Raw genomic sequence first — 20,879 nt, 5'->3', positions numbered from 1 at the left:
GGTCATCTCCCTCACTGGTTCAGGTCGTTGCGCAGCAGGGTGCCGAGGCCGAAGCACTCGCGCCGGCTCTGGTTGTGGCTGAGTGGTTCGGCGCCCTGGGTGCGTGCCTTGTCGGTGAACCAGGTGGTGCCGGCAGCCTTCTGGCTGCTGCACTCCAGGAAGCCATCGGAGCAGGACGACAGCCAGCTCTGGGTGAACTCCAGGCCGACATTGGCGGCGTAGCCACCGCAGTAGCTGTTGCTGTCCCACACCGCCGATTCCACATCGCTGCCGACCACCGCACGGAACGGTTTGGGCAGCGCCGGGCGACCGGCCGTGCCGTACAGGTTCTGCGCGTTGTAGGTGGCCATGCTCGCCACCTGCTGCTGGCGTACCGCGTCGTTCTTGTAGCCCAGCAGCCAGCCCAGCGACGTTTCGAAGGTATTGCCGTTGAGCACCGCATCGGCCAGCGGCGTGCCCGCCGAGGACGGAGCCAGTGCATTGACCTTGCGCACCGTGCGGATGATCTTCGGATAGCGGCTGTCGTAGGTCGGGTTGGACAGGATCCAGCGCATCACATTGCCGCCGTTGGAGTGGGTGATCACCACCAGCTGGGTGATGCCACGGCTGTCGATGAAGCCGGTCAGCTGGTTGGCCAGGCAACCGGCCGCTTCCGGTTTCCACATGTACTGGGTGAAGTCACAGTTGATGACGACGTAGTTGCTGCTGTTCGGCAGACCCTGGCGCACGGTGTCGATGATCGCCGGCTGCCAGTAGTCCTGGGTGGCATTGGTCTGCGCGCCGGTGCCATGCACGAAGGCCACGCCGACCACGTCGGCGGCCTGCGCCGGGGCGGTTGCCAGCCCGAGGAGCAGGGCCAGGACGGTACTTCCTGTTGCGGTGCTGCGCATCGCTTCTCTCCCTCTGTCAGTGGATCCCCCCGACCCGGCTGGAACTGGACGGCCTCTCGACCCCGTTGTGTCGATGCTCGCGGCGCAGGCGCGTGAAAGTCCGTGCGCTGCGCCCGGATTCAGGAGACTGACGACACTCGATGACGTTTTTCATACTGCCCCGATGACCATGCCGGGTCTGGCCGTATGACCGATGGCCACTGCGGTGTCGCATACGGGCTGCGATCATGACGCGATGTTTTTCCTCTGGAGCCGTCCATGTCGCTGATTTCCCACACCGCCCGCCCACTGCTCGGTCTCACCGTTGTCGCGGTCCTGGCTGGCTGCGCAGCCACCGCCAGCAAGCCGACCGCCGTCGAAGCCAACATCACCACCAAGGCGGTGGGCTATCTGGACACGAGCGCGGTTCCGGCCAGCCTGGACCTGGTGCCGGCACCACCGGCGGCCGGTTCGGCCGCCCTCGCCCTGGACGAACAGGTCAGCCGTGAAGCCCGCGCGCTGCGTGGCAGCCCGCGCTTCGCCCAGGCCGGCGTCGATGCGGAACTCGGCTTCCCCGAAGGCGCCAACCACTTCTCCTGCGCCGCCGACATCGACGTCGATGCAGTGAAGACCCCGGCGCTGTACCGACTGCTGGAGCGCAGCCGGATCGACGCCAGCGCCGCCACCAAGGCGGCCAAGAACCACTACCAGCGCCCGCGCCCGTTCATGGTCAACGGTGAGCCGACCTGCTCGCCGAAGGACGAGGACGGCCTGCGCAAGAACGGTTCCTATCCGTCCGGCCACACCTCGATCGGCTGGGCCTGGGCCCTGATCCTGTCGGAGATCGCGCCGGACCGCGCCGATGCCATCCAGGCCCGCGGCCGCAACTACGGCGAGAGCCGCCTGGTGTGCAACGTGCACTGGCAGAGCGACATCCTCGAAGGCCGCTTCATGGGCGCGGCCGCCGTGGCCCGCCTGCATGACAACGCTGCCTTCAACAAGGACCTGCTGGCCGCACGCAAGGAGATCGAGGCGGCGCGCAAGGCCGGTCGGCACTCCAGCCGCGACTGCGCCACCGAGAATGCGGTGTTGAAGATCCGCCCGCAGAGCGCGCTGTAAGTGATGGTCCGGGGTCAGAGCCCTTCCCTGCGGAAAGGGATCTGACCCCGGCGCGGAATGCCGACCCCATCGGGGTCGGATCCCTTTCCGCAGGGAAGGGCTCTGACCCCGCACAGCAGAAGGGCCGGCATTGCGCCGGCCCTTCTGCATTGCATCAACGCAGCCACCGCATCAGAACTTCGCGGTGAACTCCACGCCCCAGGTACGCGGCTCGTTGAGGAAGCCGGTCAGGTTGTTGAAGTCGATCGCGCCGACCACGCGGGTCTGGTTGGTCAGGTTGCGACCGAACACCGCCACGTCGTACTGGCCGTAATCCCAGTTGTAGCCCAGGCGCAGGCCGCCTTCCAGCGAACTACGGCCGCGGAATTCCGGCGACTCGTAGATGAAGAAGTTCACCGCACTGCGGTAGGCCCAGTCGGTGTAGGCGTACAGCTCGCTGCCATCGCTGAGCGGGAAGCCCACGCGCAGGGTCGCGTTGTGGATCCACTTCGGCGCCTGCGGCAGCGGGTTGCCGTTCACCAGCGCATAGGTCTGGCCGTTGATCACCGTGGTCGGGTCGGTGATGGTGCAGCCACCGCCGCAGATCGCCACCGCCAGGTTCTTGTCCTTGATCTCGGTGTCGTTGTAGCTGCTGCCGAAGGTCAGCAGGACGTTGTCGGCCAGGTAGGCCTCCAGGTCCAGCTCGACGCCCTGGCCGATGGTCTTGTCGGCGTTGAGCAGGGTGGCGGTGTTGTTGCTGCCGCCCACCGCGATCAGCTGCTGGCCATCGACGTTGTAGCGGAACACGCTCAGGCCCAGGCGCGCGCGGCGCTCGAACAGGTCGGCCTTGATGCCGGCCTCGTACGAGATCACCTTCTCCGAATCGGCCTGCGACAGGCCTGGCGCGAAGGCCAGGCGGCCCTGGATCGACGGCGCGCGGAAGCCCTTGGCCACGCGGGCATAGGCGTTGATGTCGTCGGTCAGCTTGTAGACGCCGCTGACATCCCAGCTGACGTCGTTGACGTCGGTGTTGGCCAGGTACGGGCCACTGACCGGGGTGCCGAACGGAACGGCCTGCAGCACGCTGGCGCTGAAGTCCTTCTTGTCCTGGGTGTAGCGCACGCCGGCACGCAGCTTGAAGCGGTCGGTGACATCGAAGTCACCCGAGGCGAACACCGCCCAGGCCTTGTTGCGCTGGTTCTGCACCACGTGGCCGGTCTGCGGATTGCCCGGGGCCAGCGAGTCGTAGTTGAAGTTGTTGATGGTCACGTCTTCATCGAAGTAGAAGACGCCGGCCTGCCAGTCGAAGCGGCCCCACTCGTTGGACTCGATGCGGACTTCCTGCGTCCACTGGCGGTGATGCGGCAGGCCGTCAGCCGACTCCGACGAGAACGGAATCAGGCCGGGGCCGTAGTTGCCGGCGCCAAGGAACGCCGCGCCGTAGCCACCGTCGATGTCACCGCGGTTGAGCGATTCGGCGGTTTCGTAGCCGGTGATCGAGTGCAGCGTCACCGAGCCGAGGTTCCACTGCAGGCGCGCGCTGCCACCCCAGGTCTTCAGGTCGGAGAAGTTGACGCCGTCGTTGGCCACCTTGTCGCGGTCGAAGTTCTCGACCAGCGAGTTGCCACCCTTCTCGATGATGTTGGCGCGGAACAGGCGGGCGGTGCCATTGAGCTTGCGCTTGTGCAGGTTGAACAGCGCTTCGAAGTCATCGCCTTCGTACAGGAACTGCACGCGGCCGGCGGCTTCGTCATAGCCTTCGAAGCCACTGTTGGGAGCGCCGACGCGGGTGTTGTCGACCCAGTCATCGCGGCGCTGGTAGATCGCCGAGACGCGTGCCGACCAGCGATCGGTCAGCGGGCCGCCGTAGGCGCCCTGTACGTTCCAGCTGTTGTAGCTGCCGTAGCCGACGCGGATGTAGCCATCGGCATCCTGCGACGGACGCGCCGAATCGAACTTGACCACGCCGGCCGGGGTGTTGCGGCCGAACAGCGTGCCCTGCGGACCACGCAGCACTTCCACGTTGGCCAGGTCGAACAGCGGGAAGCCCTTCAGCAGCGGGCTTTCCTGCACCACGTCGTCGTACACCAGCGAAACCGGCTGCGACGCATTGAGGTCGAAGTCGGTGTTGCCCAGGCCGCGGATGTAGAAGCGCGGGAAGGCACGGCCGTAGGACGACTCGATGTTGAGGCTGGGCACGCGTGCGGCCAGGAAACGGATGTCATCGCCGGCCGAACCGAGCACATCCAGCTTCTCGCCCTGGATCGCGGAGAGCGCGACCGGCACGTCCTTGGCGTTCTCGACACGGCGCTGCGCGGTCACCTGCAGGGCGTCGAGGGCAACCGGATCCTTGGCAGCGGGGGTTTCCTGGGCGGCTGCTACCAGCGGCAGCAGGGCGGAAAGAGCGGCAACGAGGGGGCGCGCGACCGGGAATCGGCCACGGGAAGTGCGGGTCGGGGACATGGCGGTAGGCTGTGTTTGGAGGGGTGGTAAAACGGCGCTACCAGATAATTGTTGCAATACAGCACCTACGCCGCAAATGCCCGCCGTTCATGGCCCCGTCGCCGGCACCCCCGGGCGCTCGCTAGACTCGGGGTTTCCACGCGACGGACCCGCCGCCATGACCCAGTGGTACTTCCATGCCTCCGCCCAGGCCGAGCGCATCGGCCCGCTTGATGACGGGGCCGCACGCCGCTACGCGCAGGCCAATCCACGCGCCCTGGCATGGTGCCAGGGCATGAGTGGGTGGACGCCGATCGCCGAGGTGGCCGAGCTGCAGGCTCCAGCCCCGGGCATGCCCAACACGCCGCCGCCGGTCCCGGTCCCCGCCGGCGCCGGCGGCCGCGCCGACGACATCGAGTTCCGCATCGTCGGCCATGAAATGCAGTTCGTGGAGATCGAGCTCGACCCCGGCGAGAGCGCCATCGCCGAGGCCGGCGCCTTGATGTTCAAGGACGCCACGGTGCAGATGGACACGGTGTTTGGCGCTGCCAACGGTGACCAGGGCGGCTTCATGGGCAAGGTGATGGCCGCCGGCCGCCGTGTGCTGACCGGCGAGAGCCTGTTCGCCACCGTCTACACCCAGAGCGGGCATGGCAAGGGCAAGGTCGCCTTCGCCGCGCCCTACCCCGGCACGGTGCTGGCGATGAAACTGGACCAGCACGGCGGCCGCCTGATCTGCCAGAAGGACAGCTTCCTGGCCGGCGCGCGCGGCGTGCAGATCGGCGTGCAGTTCCAGCGCAGGATCATGACCGGCCTGTTCGGCGGCGAGGGCTTCATCATGCAGAAGCTGGAAGGCGACGGCTGGGTGTTCATCCACGCCGGCGGCTGCGTGATCGAGCGCGAGCTGGCCGCCGGCGAGCGCCTGGACGTGGATACCGGCTGCGTGGTGGCCTATCACTCCAGCGTGGACATGGACGTGCGCCGGGTGGCCGGCATCAAGAGCATGCTGTTCGGCGGCGAAGGCGTGTTCCTGGCCACGCTGACCGGCCCCGGCAAGGTCTGGCTGCAGTCGCTGCCGTTCTCGCGCCTGGCCGGCCGCATGTGGATGGCCGCACCGCAGGGCGGCGGCCAGAGCCGCGGCGAAGGCTCGGTGCTGGGCGGCCTGGGCCGGATGCTGGATGGTGACAACCGGTTCTGACCCACTCATTTGGTAGGTGCCAACCTTGGTTGGCACATTCCTTCAGCGCGCGACCAGGCATTTGTGCGGACCAAGGTCCGCACCCACCAGAAGCGATTCACGTTTTTTTGCTGAATAGGGAGTTCCCCCCACCCTGCCCGCCCCGCCACGGCTTCGGTATGCTGGCGCCCTTTCCTGAATCCAGCGCCGCGAGCGCACTGCCGATGAGCCTGTTCCGCCCCCGCATGCTGCTGTCCGTCGCCCTGATCGGCCTGCTGGCCGGCTGCGGTGGCGACCCGGTCCGCCCCACGCCGCCACCGGCGCCGACCGTGGTGCCGCAGGCCAAGCCGATCAGGATCGGCATCGCCCTCGGTGGCGGCGCGGCCAAGGGCTTCGCGCACATCGGCGTGATCAAGATGCTGGAAGCCAACGGCTTCGAGCCGGCCGTGGTCTCCGGCACCAGCGCCGGCAGCGTGGTCGGTGCGCTGTATGCCAGCGGCATGGACGCCTTCCAGATGCAGAGCAAGGCAGTCGCGCTGGACGAAGCCAGCATCCGCGACGTACGCCTGTTCTCCGGTGGCCTGGTGCAGGGCCAGAAGCTGCAGGACTACGTCAACGAGCAGGTCGCCAACCGTCCCGCCGAGCGCCTGAAGAAACCGTTCGCCGCCGTTGCCACCCAGCTGGAAACGGGCGAGCGCGCGATCTTCGTGCGCGGCAACGTCGGCCAGGCGGTGCGCGCGTCGAGCAGCATCCCCGGTGTGTTCGAGCCGGTGAAGATCGGCGGCCGCAATTACATCGACGGCGGCGTGGTCAGCCCGGTGCCGGTGGATGCCGCGCGCCAGCTCGGCGCCGACTTCGTGATCGCCGTGGACATCTCCAGCAAGGCCAGCGGCAAGGCACCGACGGACATGCTGGGCATCGTCAACCAGTCCATCTCGATCATGGGCCAGCGCCTGGGCGAGCAGGAGCTGGCGCGCGCCGACATCGTCATCCGTCCGAAGGTACTGGACATCGGCGCCGCCGATTTCAGCCAGCGCGGCACCGCGATCCTGGAAGGCGAGAAGGCCGCAATGGCGGCCATGCCGCAGATCCGCGCGAAGATCCAGCAGTTGCAGCGCGCGCGCGCCGCCGCGGCGGCACCCGCGCCGGTGGCCGCACCAAAGTGCGAGGAAGCCTCGCGCCTGGGCAAGCTGATGGGCCGCAAGGACAAGTGCTGATCCATTGATGCCAGGCCACCGGGCACGCCTGGTGGCTGCTCAGGGCTCCAGCTGCGACAACGGCAACGCCTGGAAACCCTTCACCGTGCGCAGCACGAAGCTGGAATTGGCATCGGCCACGCCGCCGGCGTTGAGCAGCCGGTCCAGCAGGAAGTGCGAAAAGTGCTCCAGGTCGCGCACGTAGACGTGCAGCAGGTAGTCCATGTCGCCGGTCAGCGCATGGCAGGCCACCACTTCATCCCAGCCCTGCACGCTGTCCACGAAGTGGCCGATGGCGGCCTGGTCATGCTTTTCCAGTTGCACGCGCACGAAGGCCTGCAGGCCCAGGCGCAGCTGGCGCGGTTCCAGCCGCGCGCCATAGCCGACGATCACGCCCTCGCTTTCCAGCCGCTGCAGGCGGCGCAGGCAGGCCGAGGGCGAGAGGTTCACCCGTGTCGCCAGCTCGGCGTTGGTGGCGCGCCCATCCCGCTGGATTTCAGCCAGTAGACGTATATCCGTGCGATCGAACTGGACTTCTCCGGCCATTGTTGCCCCGCAACATGGTGAGTACGCAAGGATATTGCGCCAACAAGGCCAATCGACGCAACTTTTGCAACCCTGTTGCGCGCGCCCTGCCCTAGCATCGTGGGTATCCCGTCAAGGAGTGCCCCATGGACCTCGCCCAGCCCCGCCGCGTCGAACACCAGCAGACCGACAAGGGCTACGTGCCGGTGTATACCACCGCGCTCGTCGAGCAGCCGTGGGACACCTACAGCGCCGATGACCACGCCACCTGGAGCACGCTGTACCAGCGCCAGCGCGAACTGCTGGTCGGCCGCGCCTGCCAGGAGTTCCTGGACGCGCAGGACGAGATGGGCATGAGCGCACACATGATTCCGCGCTTCGACCAGCTCAACGAAGTACTGGGCGCCGCCACCGGCTGGACCCTGGTCGGCGTTGAAGGCCTGCTGCCGGAACTGGATTTCTTCGACCACCTGGCCAACCGCCGTTTCCCGGTGACCTGGTGGATCCGTCGCCCGGACCAGATCGACTACATCGCCGAACCGGACCTGTTCCACGACCTGTTTGGCCACGTGCCGCTGCTGATGAACCCGGTGTTCGCCGACTACATGGAGGCGTACGGCCGTGGCGGCGTCAAGGCCCACGCGATCGGCCCGGATGCACTGCAGAACCTGACCCGCCTGTACTGGTACACGGTGGAATTCGGCCTGATCGATACGCCCGACGGCCTGCGCATCTACGGCGCCGGCATCGTGTCGTCGAAGGGCGAGTCGCTGTACTCGCTGGAGTCGCCCGCGCCCAACCGCATCGGTTTCGACCTGCAGCGGATCATGCGCACCAAGTACCGCATCGACACCTTCCAGAAGACCTACTTCGTCATCGACAGCTTCGAACAGCTGATGCAGGCGACGTCGCCGGATTTCACCCCGATCTACGCGGCACTGGCCGACCAGGCGCATCTGCCGGCCGGCGAGGTGCAGGGCGATGACCGCGTGTTCCAGAAGGGCACGGGTGAAGGCTGGGCCGACGGCGGCGACGTGTAAGCGCGTAACGCACACCGCTTCGCAGTGGAAACGGCGCACCCTGGTGCGCCGTTTTCGTTGTTGCCTGCACCGTTCTGTCGCGACGGCGCAGGCGAGGGCAGGACACTCAGCCGTCCACGGCCCGGCAGGAACCGCGCACCATCAGTTGCGGATGCACGCTGGCCGCAGCCGGCGCCTCCGGTACGTCGGTCTGCACCAGCATCGCGGCAGCCATGCGGCCGATGTCGGAGACGTGGCGGCGTACCGACGTCAGCGGCGGCCACAGCCGCGACGCCAGCGGGCTGTCGTCGTAGCTGACGATCGACAACTGCTGCGGCACCGCGATGCCCGCACGCAATGCCACCTGGTAGACGCCCGCGGCGATTTCGTCGTTGCCGGTGAAGATCGCACTGGGGCGTTGTCCGCCCATCAGCAGGCGTTCGGCGGCATGCACGCCGGACTCGAAGGTGTCGCCCGCTTCCAGCACGCGCTCGCCCGGCAGGGTCACGCCGACCTGGGCCAGCCGATCAAGGAAGCCGTGGGTCCGCTCCCGGGCAGCGCGCCGGTCACCGGGACCGGCAATCACCGCGATGTCGCGGTGGCCGAGCGAGAGCAGGTAGCCCGCCGCCGCCGCCGCACCATCGCGATCGTGGGTGACCACCGCCTGCACGTCTTCTTCCGACGCATGCGCGTTGATGCGGATGTGGCGGCAGTCGATCGCGTCGAGCATCTGCGCCAGCGCCATCGATTCGGAGGCGCGCGGGCCGAGGATCACGCCATGCAGTTTCTGCTGCTGCACGAAACGGCGCACGCCGTCCGCACAGTCCGGATCCTGGCTGTTGCACGGGTGCACCACCAGCTCATAGCCGGTGCCGCGCAGCGCTTCCAGCGCGCCGTGCTGCAGGTCGACAATGCATTGGGCGCCGGGGTCGTCATACACCAGGCCGATCAGGAAGGAGCGGCGGAACGCGAGTCCGCGCGCCAGCGGGTCGGGCACGTAACCGACCTCGCGCATCAACGCCTCGACCTTGTCGCGGGTGTCTTTGCGCACCAGCGGCGAGTTGTTGATGATTCTTGAAACCGTTTTCTTGGAAACTCCCGACAGTCGTGCGATGTCGTTGATCGTGGCAGCCTTGCCTTTCGATGCCGGCAACGCGGCATCGCTCATATTTCGCACTGACATGTATAGAACCAGGTAAGTCGGAGAATTCTAGCCTTGCACCCGTCGGATGCGAAGTTGCGGAACGTCGCAGCGGATCTGAATCGCGTCGTGTTCGACACGTTTTGCTTCGCGAGGTTCCCTTGTGATCGCTCTAGTGCCTCTGCATCTGAACCGTTCTTCTGCGCGTGTTCACCCTGAATGCGGACGCGACGCGCGCGAACGCCAACATTCCCTTAACCATGCTCCGCTACAGTCAGGTGCATGGACCTGCAGACCTCTCCGTTTCCGCCGTTCCGTGGCCGCGACCGGTTGATCGCTGCAGTCGACGCGGCGGTGACCGCCGGTGATGCCGGGCGCATCACCGCCGACCTGCAGCTGGCGCTGCAGGAAGCCATAACCGACAGCCGCATCGAATTGCCCGAATGCGTGCATCGGCCGGTCAGTGATCATTACGCGCGACGTCCGCTGTACCACAGCCGCGAACACGGCTACAGCGTGATCGCCATGAGCTGGGGCCCAGGGCAGGGCACGCCGCTGCACGACCACGATGCCATGTGGTGTGTGGAGGGAGTGTGGTTGGGCGAACTGGAGATCACCCGTTACGAGCTGCTGGAGCGCGCCGGCGAGCGCTGGCGTTTCCACCGCCACGCCACGCTGCGCGGAGGCTGCGGCAGTGCCGGCAGCCTGATCCCGCCGCACGAGTACCACACCCTGCGCAACGCCAGCGACGACGCATTGGCGATTTCTGTGCACGTGTACGAGTCGCAGATGGAGCGCTCGGCGGTGTTCGACCCGCTCGGTGGCGACTGGTACCAGCGCCGCATCCAGGCGCTGCAGGCCGACCCGGCCTGACCGGGGCAGGGCGGGGCGACGCTGCCAGCACCTTCGTGAGCCACGTGGCATCATGCGCCGCTGCGCTGCCGTACCCGGCGGCGATCCGCGATGCCCCGTCGGGCAAGGAGCAAGACCATGTCCAGCGCTGATCCGCGCCTGCGCGCGCTGTTGAAGCTGGCACCGGTGATCCCGGTGTACACCCCCGAAGATGTGAATGAAGCGGTCGACGTCGCCCAGGCACTGTTCCGCGGCGGCCTGCCGGTAATCGAGGTGACGCTGCGCACGCCGCAGGCGCTGGATGCGATCAAGGCGATGGTCGAGGCCGTGCCGGACGCGGTGATCGGTGCCGGCACCGTACTCGACGCCGCGCAGATGCAGGCAGCAAAGCAGGCCGGCGCGCGCTTCGCGGTGTCCCCCGGTGCCACGCCGGCGTTGTATGCGGCCGCGCGTGATGCCGACCTGCCGTACCTGCCCGGTGCCGCCACCGCCTCGGACCTGATCCTGGGCCTGGAGCATGGCCAGGACACCTTCAAGTTCTTCCCGGCGGTACAGGCCGGCGGCGCCGCGCTACTGGCCGCCTGGCACGGTCCGTTCGCCGATGTGCGCTTCTGCCCGACCGGCGGCATCAGTGCGCAGACCGCACCGCAGTTCCTGCACCTGCCCAACGTGCTGTGCGTGGGCGGTTCGTGGCTGACCACCCCGGCACTGCTGCAGACCCGCGACTGGGAGGCGATCGAACGCCTGGCCCGCGAGGCGTCCGTGCTGGCCAGCTGAACCTGCTCCGCGAATCTTCAAAGGTTTGATCGTGATCAAAGCGCCGGCCTCGTGCCGGCGTCATTCTTTGGGCAAGCGCACTACGGAGATCCGAACATGAATTCGACCATGAAGGCCGCTGTCGTGCGTGAGTTCGGCAAGCCACTGGTGATCGAGGAAGTCTCGGTACCACGCCCGGGGGCGGGCGAGGTACTGGTCAGGATCGAGGCCTGTGGCGTCTGCCACACTGACCTGCACGCCGCCGAGGGCGACTGGCCGGTGAAACCGAACCCGCCGTTCATCCCCGGCCACGAGGGCGTGGGGCACGTCGTGGCCGTGGGAGGCGGGGTAGGGCACGTCAAGGAAGGCGACAGGGTCGGCATCCCCTGGTTGTACTCGGCGTGTGGCCATTGCGAACACTGCCTGGGTGGCTGGGAAACGCTGTGCGAGACACAGCGCAATACCGGTTACTCGGTCAACGGCGGCTTCGCCGAGTACGCACTGGCCGATGCCAACTATGTCGGCCTGCTTCCGAAGGATGTGGGCTTCGTCGAGATCGCACCGGTGCTGTGCGCCGGCGTGACCGTCTACAAGGGCCTGAAGGTCACCGACACCAAGCCCGGCGACTGGGTGGCGATTTCCGGCATCGGTGGCCTGGGCCACATGGCGGTGCAGTACGCCCGTGCGATGGGCCTGAACGTGGCTGCGGTGGACGTGGACGACAACAAGCTGGCATTGGCCCGGCAGCTCGGCGCGCAGATCACCGTGAACGCGCGTACCACCGATCCGGCCGCCTTCCTCAGGAAGGAGATCGGCGGCGCGCACGGCGCCCTGGTCACGGCGGTCTCACCGAAGGCGTTCGAGCAGGCGCTGGGCATGGTCCGCCGTGGCGGCACCGTCTCGCTCAACGGCCTGCCGCCCGGCAATTTCCCGCTGGACATCTTCGGCATGGTGCTCAACGGCATCACCGTGCGCGGCTCGATCGTCGGCACCCGGCTGGACCTGCAGGAGTCGCTGCAGTTCGCCGCCGAAGGCAAGGTCGCGGCCACGGTCAGCACCGACCGCCTGGAGAACATCAACGACGTGTTCGCGCGCATGCACGCGGGCACCATTGAGGGCCGCGTGGTACTCGACTTCGCCGCCTGACCGCCCGTGCATGGCCGCCGTCGCTCCGTCCCCCTCTCCCACGGACGCGGCGGCCATGCCGATTCATCGGTAGTGCCGGCCGCTGGCCGGCAAACCCCAGGCGGTTCGGTAGTGCCGGCCGCTGGCCGGCAACGCGGGCACTCTGTGGCCGCCGTACAATGCGCGCATGCCCGGCCTGCTCAAGACCCTGTTCCTGTCCATCGTCGCCCTGATCGGCGGCGTCCTGTCGCTTGCGCTGGTCAGCAGCGTCGCCAGCTGGCTGCCCCCGTTGCTGGGCCTGTCGCCGGACAACAACAGCGTGCAGCTGGGCTGGGACCTCACCTTCAGCGTTCTTGGTGGCATCGCGGGCGTTTCCTTTGCCACCTATTACGCCCCCTGCTGGCCGCGTTCGCATGGCTTCTCGATCTGGTCGCTGATCGCGCTGGGCTGTGGCTACGCGATGTGGACGGCCGGTGCGGATTTCCCGTTCTGGTTCGTCATTTCGCTGCTGACATCGCTGCCGCTGCAACTGCTGGCCGGTTGGTGGTTCGGCCGTCGCGCCTCGCGCGATCCGCGCTGAGCGCATGCAGGTAGTGCCGGCCGCTGGCCGGCAACCTCGGCCATCCTGCCGTTGCCGGCCAGCGGCCGGCACTACCGCTTCAGCGACGGCAGCGTCTGCTTCAACTGCGTGATGCCCTGCCATGGGTCACTCTTCAGGCGTTGCGCCCTCGCCAGCGCCTTGCCCATGGGAAAGGCGTCGGCGGCCCTGATACGCGCCAGTTCCTCCCAGCGCAGCGGCACTGCCACACCGGCGGAATCGCGCGCGCGCAGCGACCACGAGCACACGCTGGTGGCCCCACGGGTGTTGCGCAACCAGTCGATGAAGATGACGCCACTGCGCTTGGCCTTGCTCATCGTCGCCACATAGCGATCAGGTTGCTCCTTTGCCATTGCCTGCGCAAAGGCCTCGCAGAACGCCTTCGCCTCGTCCCAGCCAGCCTTGGGCTGCAGCGGTACCACCACATGCAGCCCCTTGCCGCCAGACAGCCGCACGAAGCTCTCCAGGCCCACCTGCTGCAGACGATCACGCACATCACGTGCACCCGATTTCACCTGTGCCCAGCTGACGCCGTTGCCAGGATCGAGATCGAATACCAGTCGATCCGGATGCTCGGTGTCTGCTACGGTCGCACCCCACGGATGCAGCTCCAGCGTGTTCATCTGCACCAGCTGCAGCAGGCCCCGTGCGTCGTCGATATAGACGTAGTCCTCGCGGCCGCTCTTCTGCTGCAGGGGCACCGCGTGCACCGCGTCGCCCAGGCCGGGGCCATGATGCTTCTGGAAGAAACAGGCCTTGCCCACCCCATCGGGGCAGCGCAGCAATGACAGCGGCCGTCCCGCAATTTCGGGCAGGATCCAGCGCGCCATGCGCCGGTAATAGTCGGCCACGTCGCCTTTGCCCAGTCCCTGACTGGGAAACACCACCCGCTCCGGATGCGTGATCTGGACCTCGCCCCCGGCTTCAGCAACTGCCGTTGCGTTGCTCATTCCCAGGTCCTCCTTCTGCTTGTCGCTGCGCAGCCGCTTGAAACTGGCCTGGCGCAGCAGGCCTTCCTTGCCCCAGCCACGGAACGCCACTTCCGCCACCGTCACCGGCTTCACCCAGCGCACGCTGGCGGCGCGGAACGGCACATGCGCCGGAAGCTGCAGCACGGGCGTCTTTACTGCCAGTGGCTGCAATGCCTTGAGCAGCGCGCGCAGGTTCTCGTCGTCGAAGCCGGTACCGACGCGGCCCACATAGCGCAGACCCTCCTTGTCCGGCGTTGCCAGCAACAATGATCCGAAACCCACCCGCGAGCCCCTGGGGGCCGTGTAGCCGACAATCATGAACTCGTCGGTGTCTTCGTGCTTCACCTTCACCCAGCTGCGCGCGCGGGTATTCACGTACGGGGCATCCACCTGCTTGCTGACGATGCCTTCGAATCCGGCCTGGCCACTGGCATCGAACACCTGCGGGCCCTGGTCGATCACATGTTCGCTGAAGGCCAGGATGCCGGGCACCGGTCCGATGAGATCCTTCAGCAGCGCTTTGCGTTCCAGCAATGGCGCACGACTGATGTCCGCGTTGGCCACACCCGGAAGATCGAACACGATGTAGCGCAGCGGTTGCTTCGAGCTTCCATCGATCACGCGCTGCAACGCTGCGAAATCGCTGCGCCCTTCCTTGTCCAGCACCACCAGCTCACCGTCCAGGCGCGCATCGCGCACCGGCAGCGCCTGCACGGCCTGCACGACCTCGGGGAAGTCATCGGTCCAATCCAGGCCATTGCGGGAGCGGAGCTTCACCTCGCCGTCGTGCAGATCGGCCAGCAGGCGATAGCCGTCCCACTTGATCTCGTGCAGCCAACGCGCGCCGTCCGGCGCGCTGTCGCGATGATCGGTCAATTGCGGTTTGAACCCATGCGGGTAGGGCGTGTCACGTGCGCCGTCCAGTTTCAGCGCGCGCGCATGCCAGCGTGCATCGGCCTTGCGGGTAGCCGTGCGTGCGGCGGGCACAGCACGCCCTGCCTTCCCCTCAGTGCGCTTCATCACGGTGGATGCGCGCTTGGGCACGTGCGCGTCCAGCAGATCGTCTGCTTCGGCATCGCGCGCCTGCTCGTCGTCGCGCTTGATCAGCAGCCACTGCACCTGGCGTCCCTTCATTGCCGTGCGCACCAGCTTCCAGCCACCGGCCAGGCGTTGTCCATGCAGTACGAAGTCGATCTTTCCAGCTGCCAGCGCCTGCAGTGGATCGCCTTCGCAGGCCCAGGTGCCCTGATCGAACACCTCCACGTGCCCCGCGCCGTAGTGGCCTTCGGGAATGTCGCCCTCGAAGCCAGCGTAGGACAACGGGTGATCTTCCACTTCCACGGCCAGCCGCTTCTCGCCGACGCGAAGCGAAGGACCTTTCGGCACCGCCCAGCTCTTCAGCACGCCGTCCATCTCAAGGCGGAAGTCATAGTGGCGCGAACTGGCATGATGCAGCTGGATGACGAAGGTTGGCCGCCGCTGCGGATCACCGCGTGCGGGTGTGTCGTCAGGCTCCGGCGTCTGCCCTGTGCCTCCGCCAAGCCGGCGCTTGCGCCGGTACTGGTGCAGCGACATGGTTCAACCTGCCTTGCGCCGTGGTGCGGCCTTCTTTGCAGCCTTCTTCGTTGTCTTCTTTGCGGCCTTCTTCACCGTCGACTTTGCGGCTGCCTTGCGCGTTGCGGTCTTCTTCGCCGGCGTGCGTTTGTTCGCATCCAGGCTCTTCTGCAGCAACGCCATGAAGTCGACAACGTTCGTTGTCGCATCCTCGTGTGGTGCGGGCTCATCTTCCACCCGCGTGGTGCCGCCCTTGGACTTGATGCGCTTGTTCAGCACCCGCTGCAGGCGCTCGCGGAATTCATCGTGGTAGTGCGATGGGTCCCAATCGCCGGACATCGACTCGATCAACTGCTCGGCCATCGCCGTTTCCTTGCTGGTGATGCGGTAGTCGGACAGCTTGCCGGCAGGCAGCTTGTAGTCCTCGGGATCCACCAGTTCCTGCGGATAGCGCAGGATCATCAGCACCAGCGCGTCCGCATGCGGCATCACCGCACACAGGTACTCGCGCGTGCGCACCACCACCCGGGCAATGCCTACCTTTCCGGTACTGCGCAGCGTTTCGCGCAGGAGCACGTAGCCCTTTTCGGCCTTCTTGCCGGGCACCAGCAGGTACGGCTTCTCGTAGTAGCGCGGGTCGATCTGCGCTGCGTCCACGAAGGATTCCACCTCCACCGCTTCGTGGCTTTCCGGCGCCGCCGAGCGGATGTCGCCTTCCTCCAGCACGACATAACTGCCCTTGTCGTACTCATAGGCTTTGACGATGTCCTTCCAGGGCACTTCCTCGCCGGTGTCGGCGTTGACCCTTTCGAAACGGATCGGCTTGCGATCGCGCGAGTCGAGCATGCGGAACTGCAGGTCAACCTTGCGTTCGCCGGACATCAGCGACACCGGCACATTGAGCAGTCCGAAGGACAGCGTACCGGTCCAGATCGGGCGGGCCATGGACGCACCTTTGATGGGGCAGGGCACCCAGCTTCGGATGGGCGGTGTAAACCACCCGTGTCGATACCGTGCACGTGGGTTCCACGCAGGTGCGGTAGTGCCGGCCGCCGGCCGGCAGAGCTCGCGGCCTGAAGTGTCCTGGGGTTGCCGGCCAGCGGCCGGCACTACTGCAGCAACGGCCTCACCGCCGCCGCCGGAATATGGTCCAGCGCGCGCCAGGCGTCCTCCACCACCGGCCGCGCCTGCGACCAGCCCAGCCGCGACTGCCCGCGCATCTGTTCCCAGTGCTCGGCCAATTCCTCGCAGGTATCGGCAGCGTCACCGCGCGGCCAGTCGGCAGCATGGGTGGTCAACGCGAAGGCATAGACCGGGCACAGGTCACGCCAGTTGCGATGACTTTGCCCGCGACGTTCCTCGTAGTCACTGAGCATGTACTGCAGATAGTCCTGGGCCACCGCCTGCGGATCCTCATGGCGGCGCGTGCGGCGCTGCGCGGTACGTTGGCCGAGCGGATCGAGCAGGGCGTTGAACACGGACGGTGCGGGTCGTTCAAGACGGGGCATGGCCGGCTCCTGCAGCGGGGGCGGGTGGGCAGGAATACGCGCGGTGCCGTTACCAGCGGGTGAGCGAGATGTTCATGACGCCAGGTTCGCGGCGGCTTTACCTGCGTCGCGGTGTAGTGGGAACCCCGAGCGCAGGTAGCCAGACCATGAGCCGAGAGACCTCCCGCGACCCGCTGCGCGCGAACCACCCGCCCATTCCGGGCGAGCAGCGCGGCAAACGCGATGCCGACAACGCCGACTACCGTGGCACCGGCGCACCGTTCTTCGATGCCGAGCACGGGAGCGACCATCTGCCGGTGAAGCACGAGGCTGAACAGGCAGCGCAGGACCGCAAGGATGGCGGTGACCGCCATCGCGGTGGCCAGGAAAGCCCGCTCAAGCGCCGCGAACGCAAGCAGCGCGCCAGCGACAACCAGGACGAAGCGCTGGAGGAGACCTTCCCGGCCAGCGACCCGACATCGCCGTTCGTGCCAGCCAAGGCCCCCGACTGACGGGTAGTGCCGGCCGCTGGCCGGCAACCTCCTGACGTCCTGCACGGCGCGATGCCGGCCAGCGGCCGGCACTACCCCTTCAACGCCACGACCATTGCAGGCCGACGTTGGCCCGCCGTCCCGGTCCCGGTTCGTAGAAGCGCCCGTTGCCATCGTTGACGATCACCGAGCCAATGTAGGCGTGGTCCAGTACGTTCTCCATCCGGGCGAAGGCGCGCAGCTCGCCACCCGGCAGGGCCCAGCGACGGCCGCCTTCCAGATGCAGCAGGGCGAAGCCGGGCGCGCGTTCGGTCGCCACGTCGTTGACTACGGTATCACTGCCGGCGGAGGCCTCCAGCGCCCACTGCCACTGGCCGGGCGACCATTGCAGCCGGGCAAAGGCCTGCTGGCGCGGTACCCCGGGCAGGCGGCTGCCGGCGGCAACCAGGGTGTTGGAGGTGAGGTACGGCGAACGCGCCTGCGCCTGCAGCCAGGTCCACGCCAGCTGCAGCTCCAGCTGCTCGGCCAGCGGCTGGCGATACTGCAGTTCCACACCCTGGCGGCGGGTGCGGCCGATGTTGCGATACGTGCTGCGACCGCCGATGTTGCTGGCAACTGCCAGCTCATCGTCGGTATCTGCACGGAACAGGCTGACATCGAGCTGGGTTCCATCCTGTGCGTGCCACTTGCTGCCTAGCTCCAGGCTGCGGCTGCGGGCGGCCGCCAGATCCAGCGCCAGGCCCGCCTGACCATCGGCGCGATACCCCAGCTCGTTGAAGGTGGGGGTCTCGAATCCACGCCCCACGGCGGCATGCAGGCGCCACTGCGGGCTGGCCTCGAAGCTGACGCCTGCCACCGGCGTGGTCGCCTGGTAGCGCCGGTGGCCGCTGTCATCCGGGTTGCGGGTGGTGATGTAGCGATCGTCCGAGTCGAAACGCACCGCGCTGTGGCGCACCCCGGCCAGCAGCGACCAGCGCGGACTCCATTGCCACCAGGCCTGGGCGAACTGGTCCACGTTCTGCACGGTATCGATCTGGTCACGGCGCAGGCGCCCGCGCACCCCGGGGGCGCTGCCCACGAAGTTCTCGTAGCCGGTGCGGTGCTGGCGCTGGCGGTCGGCGCTGAGCCCGGCCACCAGGTCCAGCGGCCGGCCGGCCAGATCGCCGTGCCAGCCCCAGCGCGCGTCCAGCCCGCCATACCCGCCCTGCAGATCGATCACGCCGCCGGCATGCAGCGGGCTGTTGGTCTGGGGTGCCGGCGGAATCGGCAGGTATTGGGTCACCGTGCGTTGGCCGGCATAGCCCATCAATTGCCAGCGCTCTGCCCCGGTCTCCCGGGTCCAGCGCAGGCCAGCCTGCTGCTGGCGCACCGATTTGCGGGTGTTGTACTGGTGCGCGACTGCCGTGGCCTGGCGCGGATCAGCCGCCACCTGGGCACGGCTCAGGCCCAGCGGATCCTGCGCATCGGGGGCATCCAGCGCATTGAGCAGCAGCTCCAGCCGCCCACCGCCCAGATCACCACCAATGCGTGCGTTGAGCGATTCGCGGCGCGCACGGCTGTGGTCCCGCCAGCCATCGGTGCGGAAGTGATTGGCCGCGATGTTGTAGTCCAGCGCTGGGCCGGCACCCTTGAGCTGTGCGCCGACACTGAGGGTGTTGTCGGCGCCGGCATTCACGCGCAACCGCCACGGGTCACCGGCCTGGCCCTGCGCGCTCCAGACCTGCAGCACGCCGCCGGAGGAATTGCCGTACAGCGCCGAGAACGGCCCGCGCAGCACCTCGATGCGCTCGGCGCCCAACAGGCTGGCATGCGACAGCTGGCCCTGGCCGTCAGGCATGGTGGCCGGCACGCCGTCGATCAGCACCCGCACCCCGCGCACGCCGAAGGTCGAGCGTGCGCCGAAGCCACGAATCGACAGCTGCGTGTCCTGGGCGAAGTTCTGCCGGTCACGTGCCAGCAGTCCGGGGACCCCGGCCAAGGCCTCAGACAGCTGCGCACCGGTGCCCGCGCGGCTGGCGTCGATCCAGACCGTGTCCTGGCTGGCCGGCAGCGCGAACGGATCGATGCCCGGCACCCGGGCGGCCTGTACCTGCACCGCAGGCAGGGCGGTGGGCGCAGGCTCGGCCACCGCCGTCCAAGGCGACAGCAGCAGGGCGGACAGCGGCAGGCAACGGCGTCGTGCGGCGGGATTCATGATTCAGGTTGATGGATCGGGCGGCAACGCACGCCATGGTACGGGGCCGCGGATGACGATGGCGGCGGCCAGCCCCGGCAGGCTTTGTTACGATGGGCTGTTTCCGGCCGAAAAGCCGCGGACCGCGTAGCGCACTTCCTCCCCCTTTCCGTCTACCGAACGAGTACCGCCGTGTCCTTCTTTGCAAACGTGGAACTGGTCCCAGGCGACCCGATCCTGGGCCTGACCGAGGCGTACAACGCCGACAGCCGCCCGACCAAGGTCAACCTGGGTGTGGGCATCTACTACGACGAGAGCGGCCGCATTCCGCTGCTGCGCGCCGTCAAGCAGATCGAGCAGCAGCTCGCCGCTGAAGCCAAACCGCGCGGCTACCTGCCGATCGATGGCCTGCCGGCGTACACGCAGGCGACGCGTGAGCTGGTGTTCGGCAAGGATTCGCCGCTGCTGGCCGCCGGCCGCGTGACCACCGCGCAGACCGTTGGTGGCAGCGGTGCGCTGCGCGTCGGCGCCGACGTGCTGAAGAAGCTGCTGCCGCACGCCACCGTTGCGCTGAGCAACCCGAGCTGGGAAAACCACCGTGCGGTGTTCAGCGCCGCCGGTTTCGAGGTGCTGGATTACACCTACTTCGACCCGGGCACCCATGGCGTCGATTTCGACGGCATGCTGGCCGACCTGGGCAAGCTGGAAGCCGGCACCGTGGTGCTGCTGCACGCCTGCTGCCACAACCCCACCGGCGCTGACCTCACGGTCACCCAGTGGAAGCAGGTCGCGCAACTGCTGAAGGACAAGCAGCTGTTCCCCTTCATCGACATGGCCTACCAGGGCTTCGACAAGGGCATCGAGCAGGACGGCGCAGCGGTGCGCATCATCGCCGAAGCCGGCATCGACAGCTTCATCGTCGCCAACTCGTACTCCAAGTCGTTCTCGCTGTATGGCGAGCGCGTGGGTGCGCTGTCGATGGTGGCGCCGACCGCCGCTGACGCCAAGGCCGTGCAATCGCAGGTCAAGCGCGTGATCCGCACCATCTACTCCAGCCCATCCACCCACGGCGCTGCACTGGTGGCCGGCGTGCTGACCAACCCGGAACTGCGTGCGATGTGGGAGCAGGAGCTGACCGAGATGCGCGAGCGCATCCACGCCCTGCGCCACGGCCTGGTCGAGAAGCTGGCCGCTGCCGGTGCACCGCAGTTCGGTTTCATCAACGAGCAGGCCGGCATGTTCTCCTACTCCGGCCTGAGCCGTGAGCAGGTCGAGCGCCTGCGCGACGAGTTCGGCATCTACGCCGTCGGCACCGGCCGTATCTGCGTGGCCGCGCTGAACCAGAACAACCTGGAATACGTCGCCAAGGCCGTGGCCACCGTCGCCAAGGGCTGAAGCAACGCTC

The 20,879-nt window shown here is 67.3% G+C and carries 18 protein-coding genes; 10 read left to right on the top strand and 8 right to left on the bottom strand.

Translation table 11 applies throughout. The annotated features are described in order from the left end of the window. Positions 1 to 11: 11 nt before the first annotated feature. Positions 12 to 890 (bottom strand): hypothetical protein, encoded by an 879-nt coding sequence (locus AC5QAB_RS16055; RefSeq protein ID WP_197561773.1) that lies wholly within the window; start codon positions 888 to 890, stop codon positions 12 to 14. A gap of 258 nt (positions 891 to 1,148) precedes the next feature. Between AC5QAB_RS16055 and AC5QAB_RS16050 the strand changes: the two genes are divergently transcribed. Further along, positions 1,149 to 1,988 carry an acid phosphatase gene (locus tag AC5QAB_RS16050; RefSeq protein ID WP_100450846.1) on the top strand — a complete coding sequence of 280 codons (840 nt, stop codon included), beginning with the start codon at positions 1,149 to 1,151 and terminating at the stop codon, positions 1,986 to 1,988. 171 nt (positions 1,989 to 2,159) lie between these two features. Here AC5QAB_RS16050 and AC5QAB_RS16045 read toward each other — a convergent pair whose 3' ends face one another. After that, positions 2,160 to 4,430 carry a TonB-dependent receptor gene (locus tag AC5QAB_RS16045; RefSeq protein ID WP_046427638.1) on the bottom strand — a complete coding sequence of 757 codons (2,271 nt, stop codon included), beginning with the start codon at positions 4,428 to 4,430 and terminating at the stop codon, positions 2,160 to 2,162. Between the two features lie 157 nt (positions 4,431 to 4,587). On the opposite strand from AC5QAB_RS16045, the gene AC5QAB_RS16040 reads away from it, so the two are divergent. Together AC5QAB_RS16040 and AC5QAB_RS16035 are read left to right on the top strand one after the other, a co-directional pair. Continuing rightward, a complete protein-coding gene (locus tag AC5QAB_RS16040) occupies positions 4,588 to 5,607 on the top strand; it encodes a TIGR00266 family protein (RefSeq protein WP_032962348.1) in 1,020 nt (339 codons plus the stop codon). A 203-nt stretch (positions 5,608 to 5,810) separates the two neighbouring features. After that, entirely contained in the window at positions 5,811 to 6,803 is a 993-nt protein-coding gene (locus AC5QAB_RS16035) for a patatin-like phospholipase family protein (RefSeq protein ID WP_032958418.1), read from the top strand. 39 nt (positions 6,804 to 6,842) lie between these two features. On the opposite strand, the gene AC5QAB_RS16030 is transcribed toward AC5QAB_RS16035, so the two are convergent. After that, positions 6,843 to 7,328 carry an Lrp/AsnC family transcriptional regulator gene (locus AC5QAB_RS16030; RefSeq protein ID WP_049446786.1) on the bottom strand — a complete coding sequence of 162 codons (486 nt, stop codon included), beginning with the start codon at positions 7,326 to 7,328 and terminating at the stop codon, positions 6,843 to 6,845. A 125-nt stretch (positions 7,329 to 7,453) separates the two neighbouring features. Here AC5QAB_RS16030 and phhA point away from each other — a divergent pair, with 125 nt between their 5' ends. Beyond that, positions 7,454 to 8,347 (top strand): phenylalanine 4-monooxygenase, encoded by an 894-nt coding sequence (gene phhA / locus AC5QAB_RS16025; protein WP_032958411.1) that lies wholly within the window; start codon positions 7,454 to 7,456, stop codon positions 8,345 to 8,347. 106 nt (positions 8,348 to 8,453) lie between these two features. On the opposite strand, the gene AC5QAB_RS16020 is transcribed toward phhA, so the two are convergent. Beyond that, positions 8,454 to 9,509, bottom strand: a complete 1,056-nt coding sequence (locus AC5QAB_RS16020; protein WP_041862907.1) for a LacI family DNA-binding transcriptional regulator — start codon at positions 9,507 to 9,509, stop codon at positions 8,454 to 8,456. Positions 9,510 to 9,749: 240 nt separating this feature from the next. Between AC5QAB_RS16020 and AC5QAB_RS16015 the strand changes: the two genes are divergently transcribed. The 4 genes from AC5QAB_RS16015 to AC5QAB_RS16000 all read left to right on the top strand — a co-directional run bounded on the left by AC5QAB_RS16015 (position 9,750) and on the right by AC5QAB_RS16000 (position 12,780). Further along, complete coding sequence (locus AC5QAB_RS16015) at positions 9,750 to 10,340, top strand: cysteine dioxygenase family protein (RefSeq protein WP_014645425.1); 591 nt, start codon at positions 9,750 to 9,752, stop codon at positions 10,338 to 10,340. A 117-nt stretch (positions 10,341 to 10,457) separates the two neighbouring features. Beyond that, positions 10,458 to 11,096 (top strand): bifunctional 4-hydroxy-2-oxoglutarate aldolase/2-dehydro-3-deoxy-phosphogluconate aldolase, encoded by a 639-nt coding sequence (gene eda / locus AC5QAB_RS16010; protein ID WP_014645424.1) that lies wholly within the window; start codon positions 10,458 to 10,460, stop codon positions 11,094 to 11,096. A gap of 96 nt (positions 11,097 to 11,192) precedes the next feature. Next, positions 11,193 to 12,221 (top strand): alcohol dehydrogenase AdhP, encoded by a 1,029-nt coding sequence (adhP, locus tag AC5QAB_RS16005; RefSeq protein WP_014645423.1) that lies wholly within the window; start codon positions 11,193 to 11,195, stop codon positions 12,219 to 12,221. A gap of 166 nt (positions 12,222 to 12,387) precedes the next feature. Next, positions 12,388 to 12,780 carry a hypothetical protein gene (locus AC5QAB_RS16000; RefSeq protein ID WP_049408881.1) on the top strand — a complete coding sequence of 131 codons (393 nt, stop codon included), beginning with the start codon at positions 12,388 to 12,390 and terminating at the stop codon, positions 12,778 to 12,780. A gap of 71 nt (positions 12,781 to 12,851) precedes the next feature. On the opposite strand, the gene ligD is transcribed toward AC5QAB_RS16000, so the two are convergent. The 3 genes from ligD to AC5QAB_RS15985 form a co-directional block, all read right to left on the bottom strand. Continuing rightward, on the bottom strand, positions 12,852 to 15,344 hold the full coding sequence (gene ligD / locus AC5QAB_RS15995) for a DNA ligase D (protein ID WP_495233493.1): 2,493 nt from the start codon (positions 15,342 to 15,344) through the stop codon (positions 12,852 to 12,854). A gap of 3 nt (positions 15,345 to 15,347) precedes the next feature. Next, positions 15,348 to 16,268 carry a non-homologous end joining protein Ku gene (gene ku / locus AC5QAB_RS15990; protein ID WP_197561771.1) on the bottom strand — a complete coding sequence of 307 codons (921 nt, stop codon included), beginning with the start codon at positions 16,266 to 16,268 and terminating at the stop codon, positions 15,348 to 15,350. 164 nt (positions 16,269 to 16,432) lie between these two features. After that, the gene (locus AC5QAB_RS15985) at positions 16,433 to 16,831 is read right to left on the bottom strand and encodes a hypothetical protein (protein ID WP_014035432.1); all 399 of its coding nucleotides are present in this window, start codon (positions 16,829 to 16,831) and stop codon (positions 16,433 to 16,435) included. A 146-nt stretch (positions 16,832 to 16,977) separates the two neighbouring features. Between AC5QAB_RS15985 and AC5QAB_RS15980 the strand changes: the two genes are divergently transcribed. Next, positions 16,978 to 17,322 carry a hypothetical protein gene (locus AC5QAB_RS15980; protein WP_014645419.1) on the top strand — a complete coding sequence of 115 codons (345 nt, stop codon included), beginning with the start codon at positions 16,978 to 16,980 and terminating at the stop codon, positions 17,320 to 17,322. Between the two features lie 79 nt (positions 17,323 to 17,401). Here AC5QAB_RS15980 and AC5QAB_RS15975 read toward each other — a convergent pair whose 3' ends face one another. Further along, positions 17,402 to 19,495 (bottom strand): TonB-dependent receptor domain-containing protein, encoded by a 2,094-nt coding sequence (locus AC5QAB_RS15975; RefSeq protein WP_197561537.1) that lies wholly within the window; start codon positions 19,493 to 19,495, stop codon positions 17,402 to 17,404. A gap of 171 nt (positions 19,496 to 19,666) precedes the next feature. Here AC5QAB_RS15975 and AC5QAB_RS15970 point away from each other — a divergent pair, with 171 nt between their 5' ends. Beyond that, entirely contained in the window at positions 19,667 to 20,869 is a 1,203-nt protein-coding gene (locus AC5QAB_RS15970; RefSeq protein ID WP_014645417.1) for an amino acid aminotransferase, read from the top strand. The last annotated feature ends 10 nt before the right edge of the window (positions 20,870 to 20,879 follow it).

Source organism: Stenotrophomonas sp. YJH_SMC_127 (genome assembly GCF_059372445.1).
Note: the sequence above shows the minus strand (reverse complement) of the source record. Positions and strands in the feature narration are given on the sequence as shown.

Excerpts from the sequence above, each read along its gene's own strand:
- AC5QAB_RS15980 (WP_014645419.1), top strand. The coding sequence starts at position 16,978 with ATGAGCCGAGAGACCTCCCGCGACCCGCTGCGCGCGAACCACCCGCCC.
- ku (WP_197561771.1), bottom strand. The coding sequence starts at position 16,268 with ATGGCCCGCCCGATCTGGACCGGTACGCTGTCCTTCGGACTGCTCAAT.
- AC5QAB_RS16045 (WP_046427638.1), bottom strand. The coding sequence starts at position 4,430 with ATGTCCCCGACCCGCACTTCCCGTGGCCGATTCCCGGTCGCGCGCCCC.
- AC5QAB_RS16035 (WP_032958418.1), top strand. The coding sequence starts at position 5,811 with ATGAGCCTGTTCCGCCCCCGCATGCTGCTGTCCGTCGCCCTGATCGGC.
- AC5QAB_RS16050 (WP_100450846.1), top strand. The coding sequence starts at position 1,149 with ATGTCGCTGATTTCCCACACCGCCCGCCCACTGCTCGGTCTCACCGTT.
- AC5QAB_RS16040 (WP_032962348.1), top strand. The coding sequence starts at position 4,588 with ATGACCCAGTGGTACTTCCATGCCTCCGCCCAGGCCGAGCGCATCGGC.
- AC5QAB_RS16055 (WP_197561773.1), bottom strand. The coding sequence starts at position 890 with ATGCGCAGCACCGCAACAGGAAGTACCGTCCTGGCCCTGCTCCTCGGG.
- ligD (WP_495233493.1), bottom strand. The coding sequence starts at position 15,344 with ATGTCGCTGCACCAGTACCGGCGCAAGCGCCGGCTTGGCGGAGGCACA.
- phhA (WP_032958411.1), top strand. The coding sequence starts at position 7,454 with ATGGACCTCGCCCAGCCCCGCCGCGTCGAACACCAGCAGACCGACAAG.
- AC5QAB_RS15975 (WP_197561537.1), bottom strand. The coding sequence starts at position 19,495 with ATGAATCCCGCCGCACGACGCCGTTGCCTGCCGCTGTCCGCCCTGCTG.
- AC5QAB_RS15985 (WP_014035432.1), bottom strand. The coding sequence starts at position 16,831 with ATGCCCCGTCTTGAACGACCCGCACCGTCCGTGTTCAACGCCCTGCTC.
- adhP (WP_014645423.1), top strand. The coding sequence starts at position 11,193 with ATGAATTCGACCATGAAGGCCGCTGTCGTGCGTGAGTTCGGCAAGCCA.
- AC5QAB_RS16020 (WP_041862907.1), bottom strand. The coding sequence starts at position 9,509 with ATGTCAGTGCGAAATATGAGCGATGCCGCGTTGCCGGCATCGAAAGGC.
- eda (WP_014645424.1), top strand. The coding sequence starts at position 10,458 with ATGTCCAGCGCTGATCCGCGCCTGCGCGCGCTGTTGAAGCTGGCACCG.
- AC5QAB_RS16030 (WP_049446786.1), bottom strand. The coding sequence starts at position 7,328 with ATGGCCGGAGAAGTCCAGTTCGATCGCACGGATATACGTCTACTGGCT.
- AC5QAB_RS16015 (WP_014645425.1), top strand. The coding sequence starts at position 9,750 with ATGGACCTGCAGACCTCTCCGTTTCCGCCGTTCCGTGGCCGCGACCGG.
- AC5QAB_RS16000 (WP_049408881.1), top strand. The coding sequence starts at position 12,388 with ATGCCCGGCCTGCTCAAGACCCTGTTCCTGTCCATCGTCGCCCTGATC.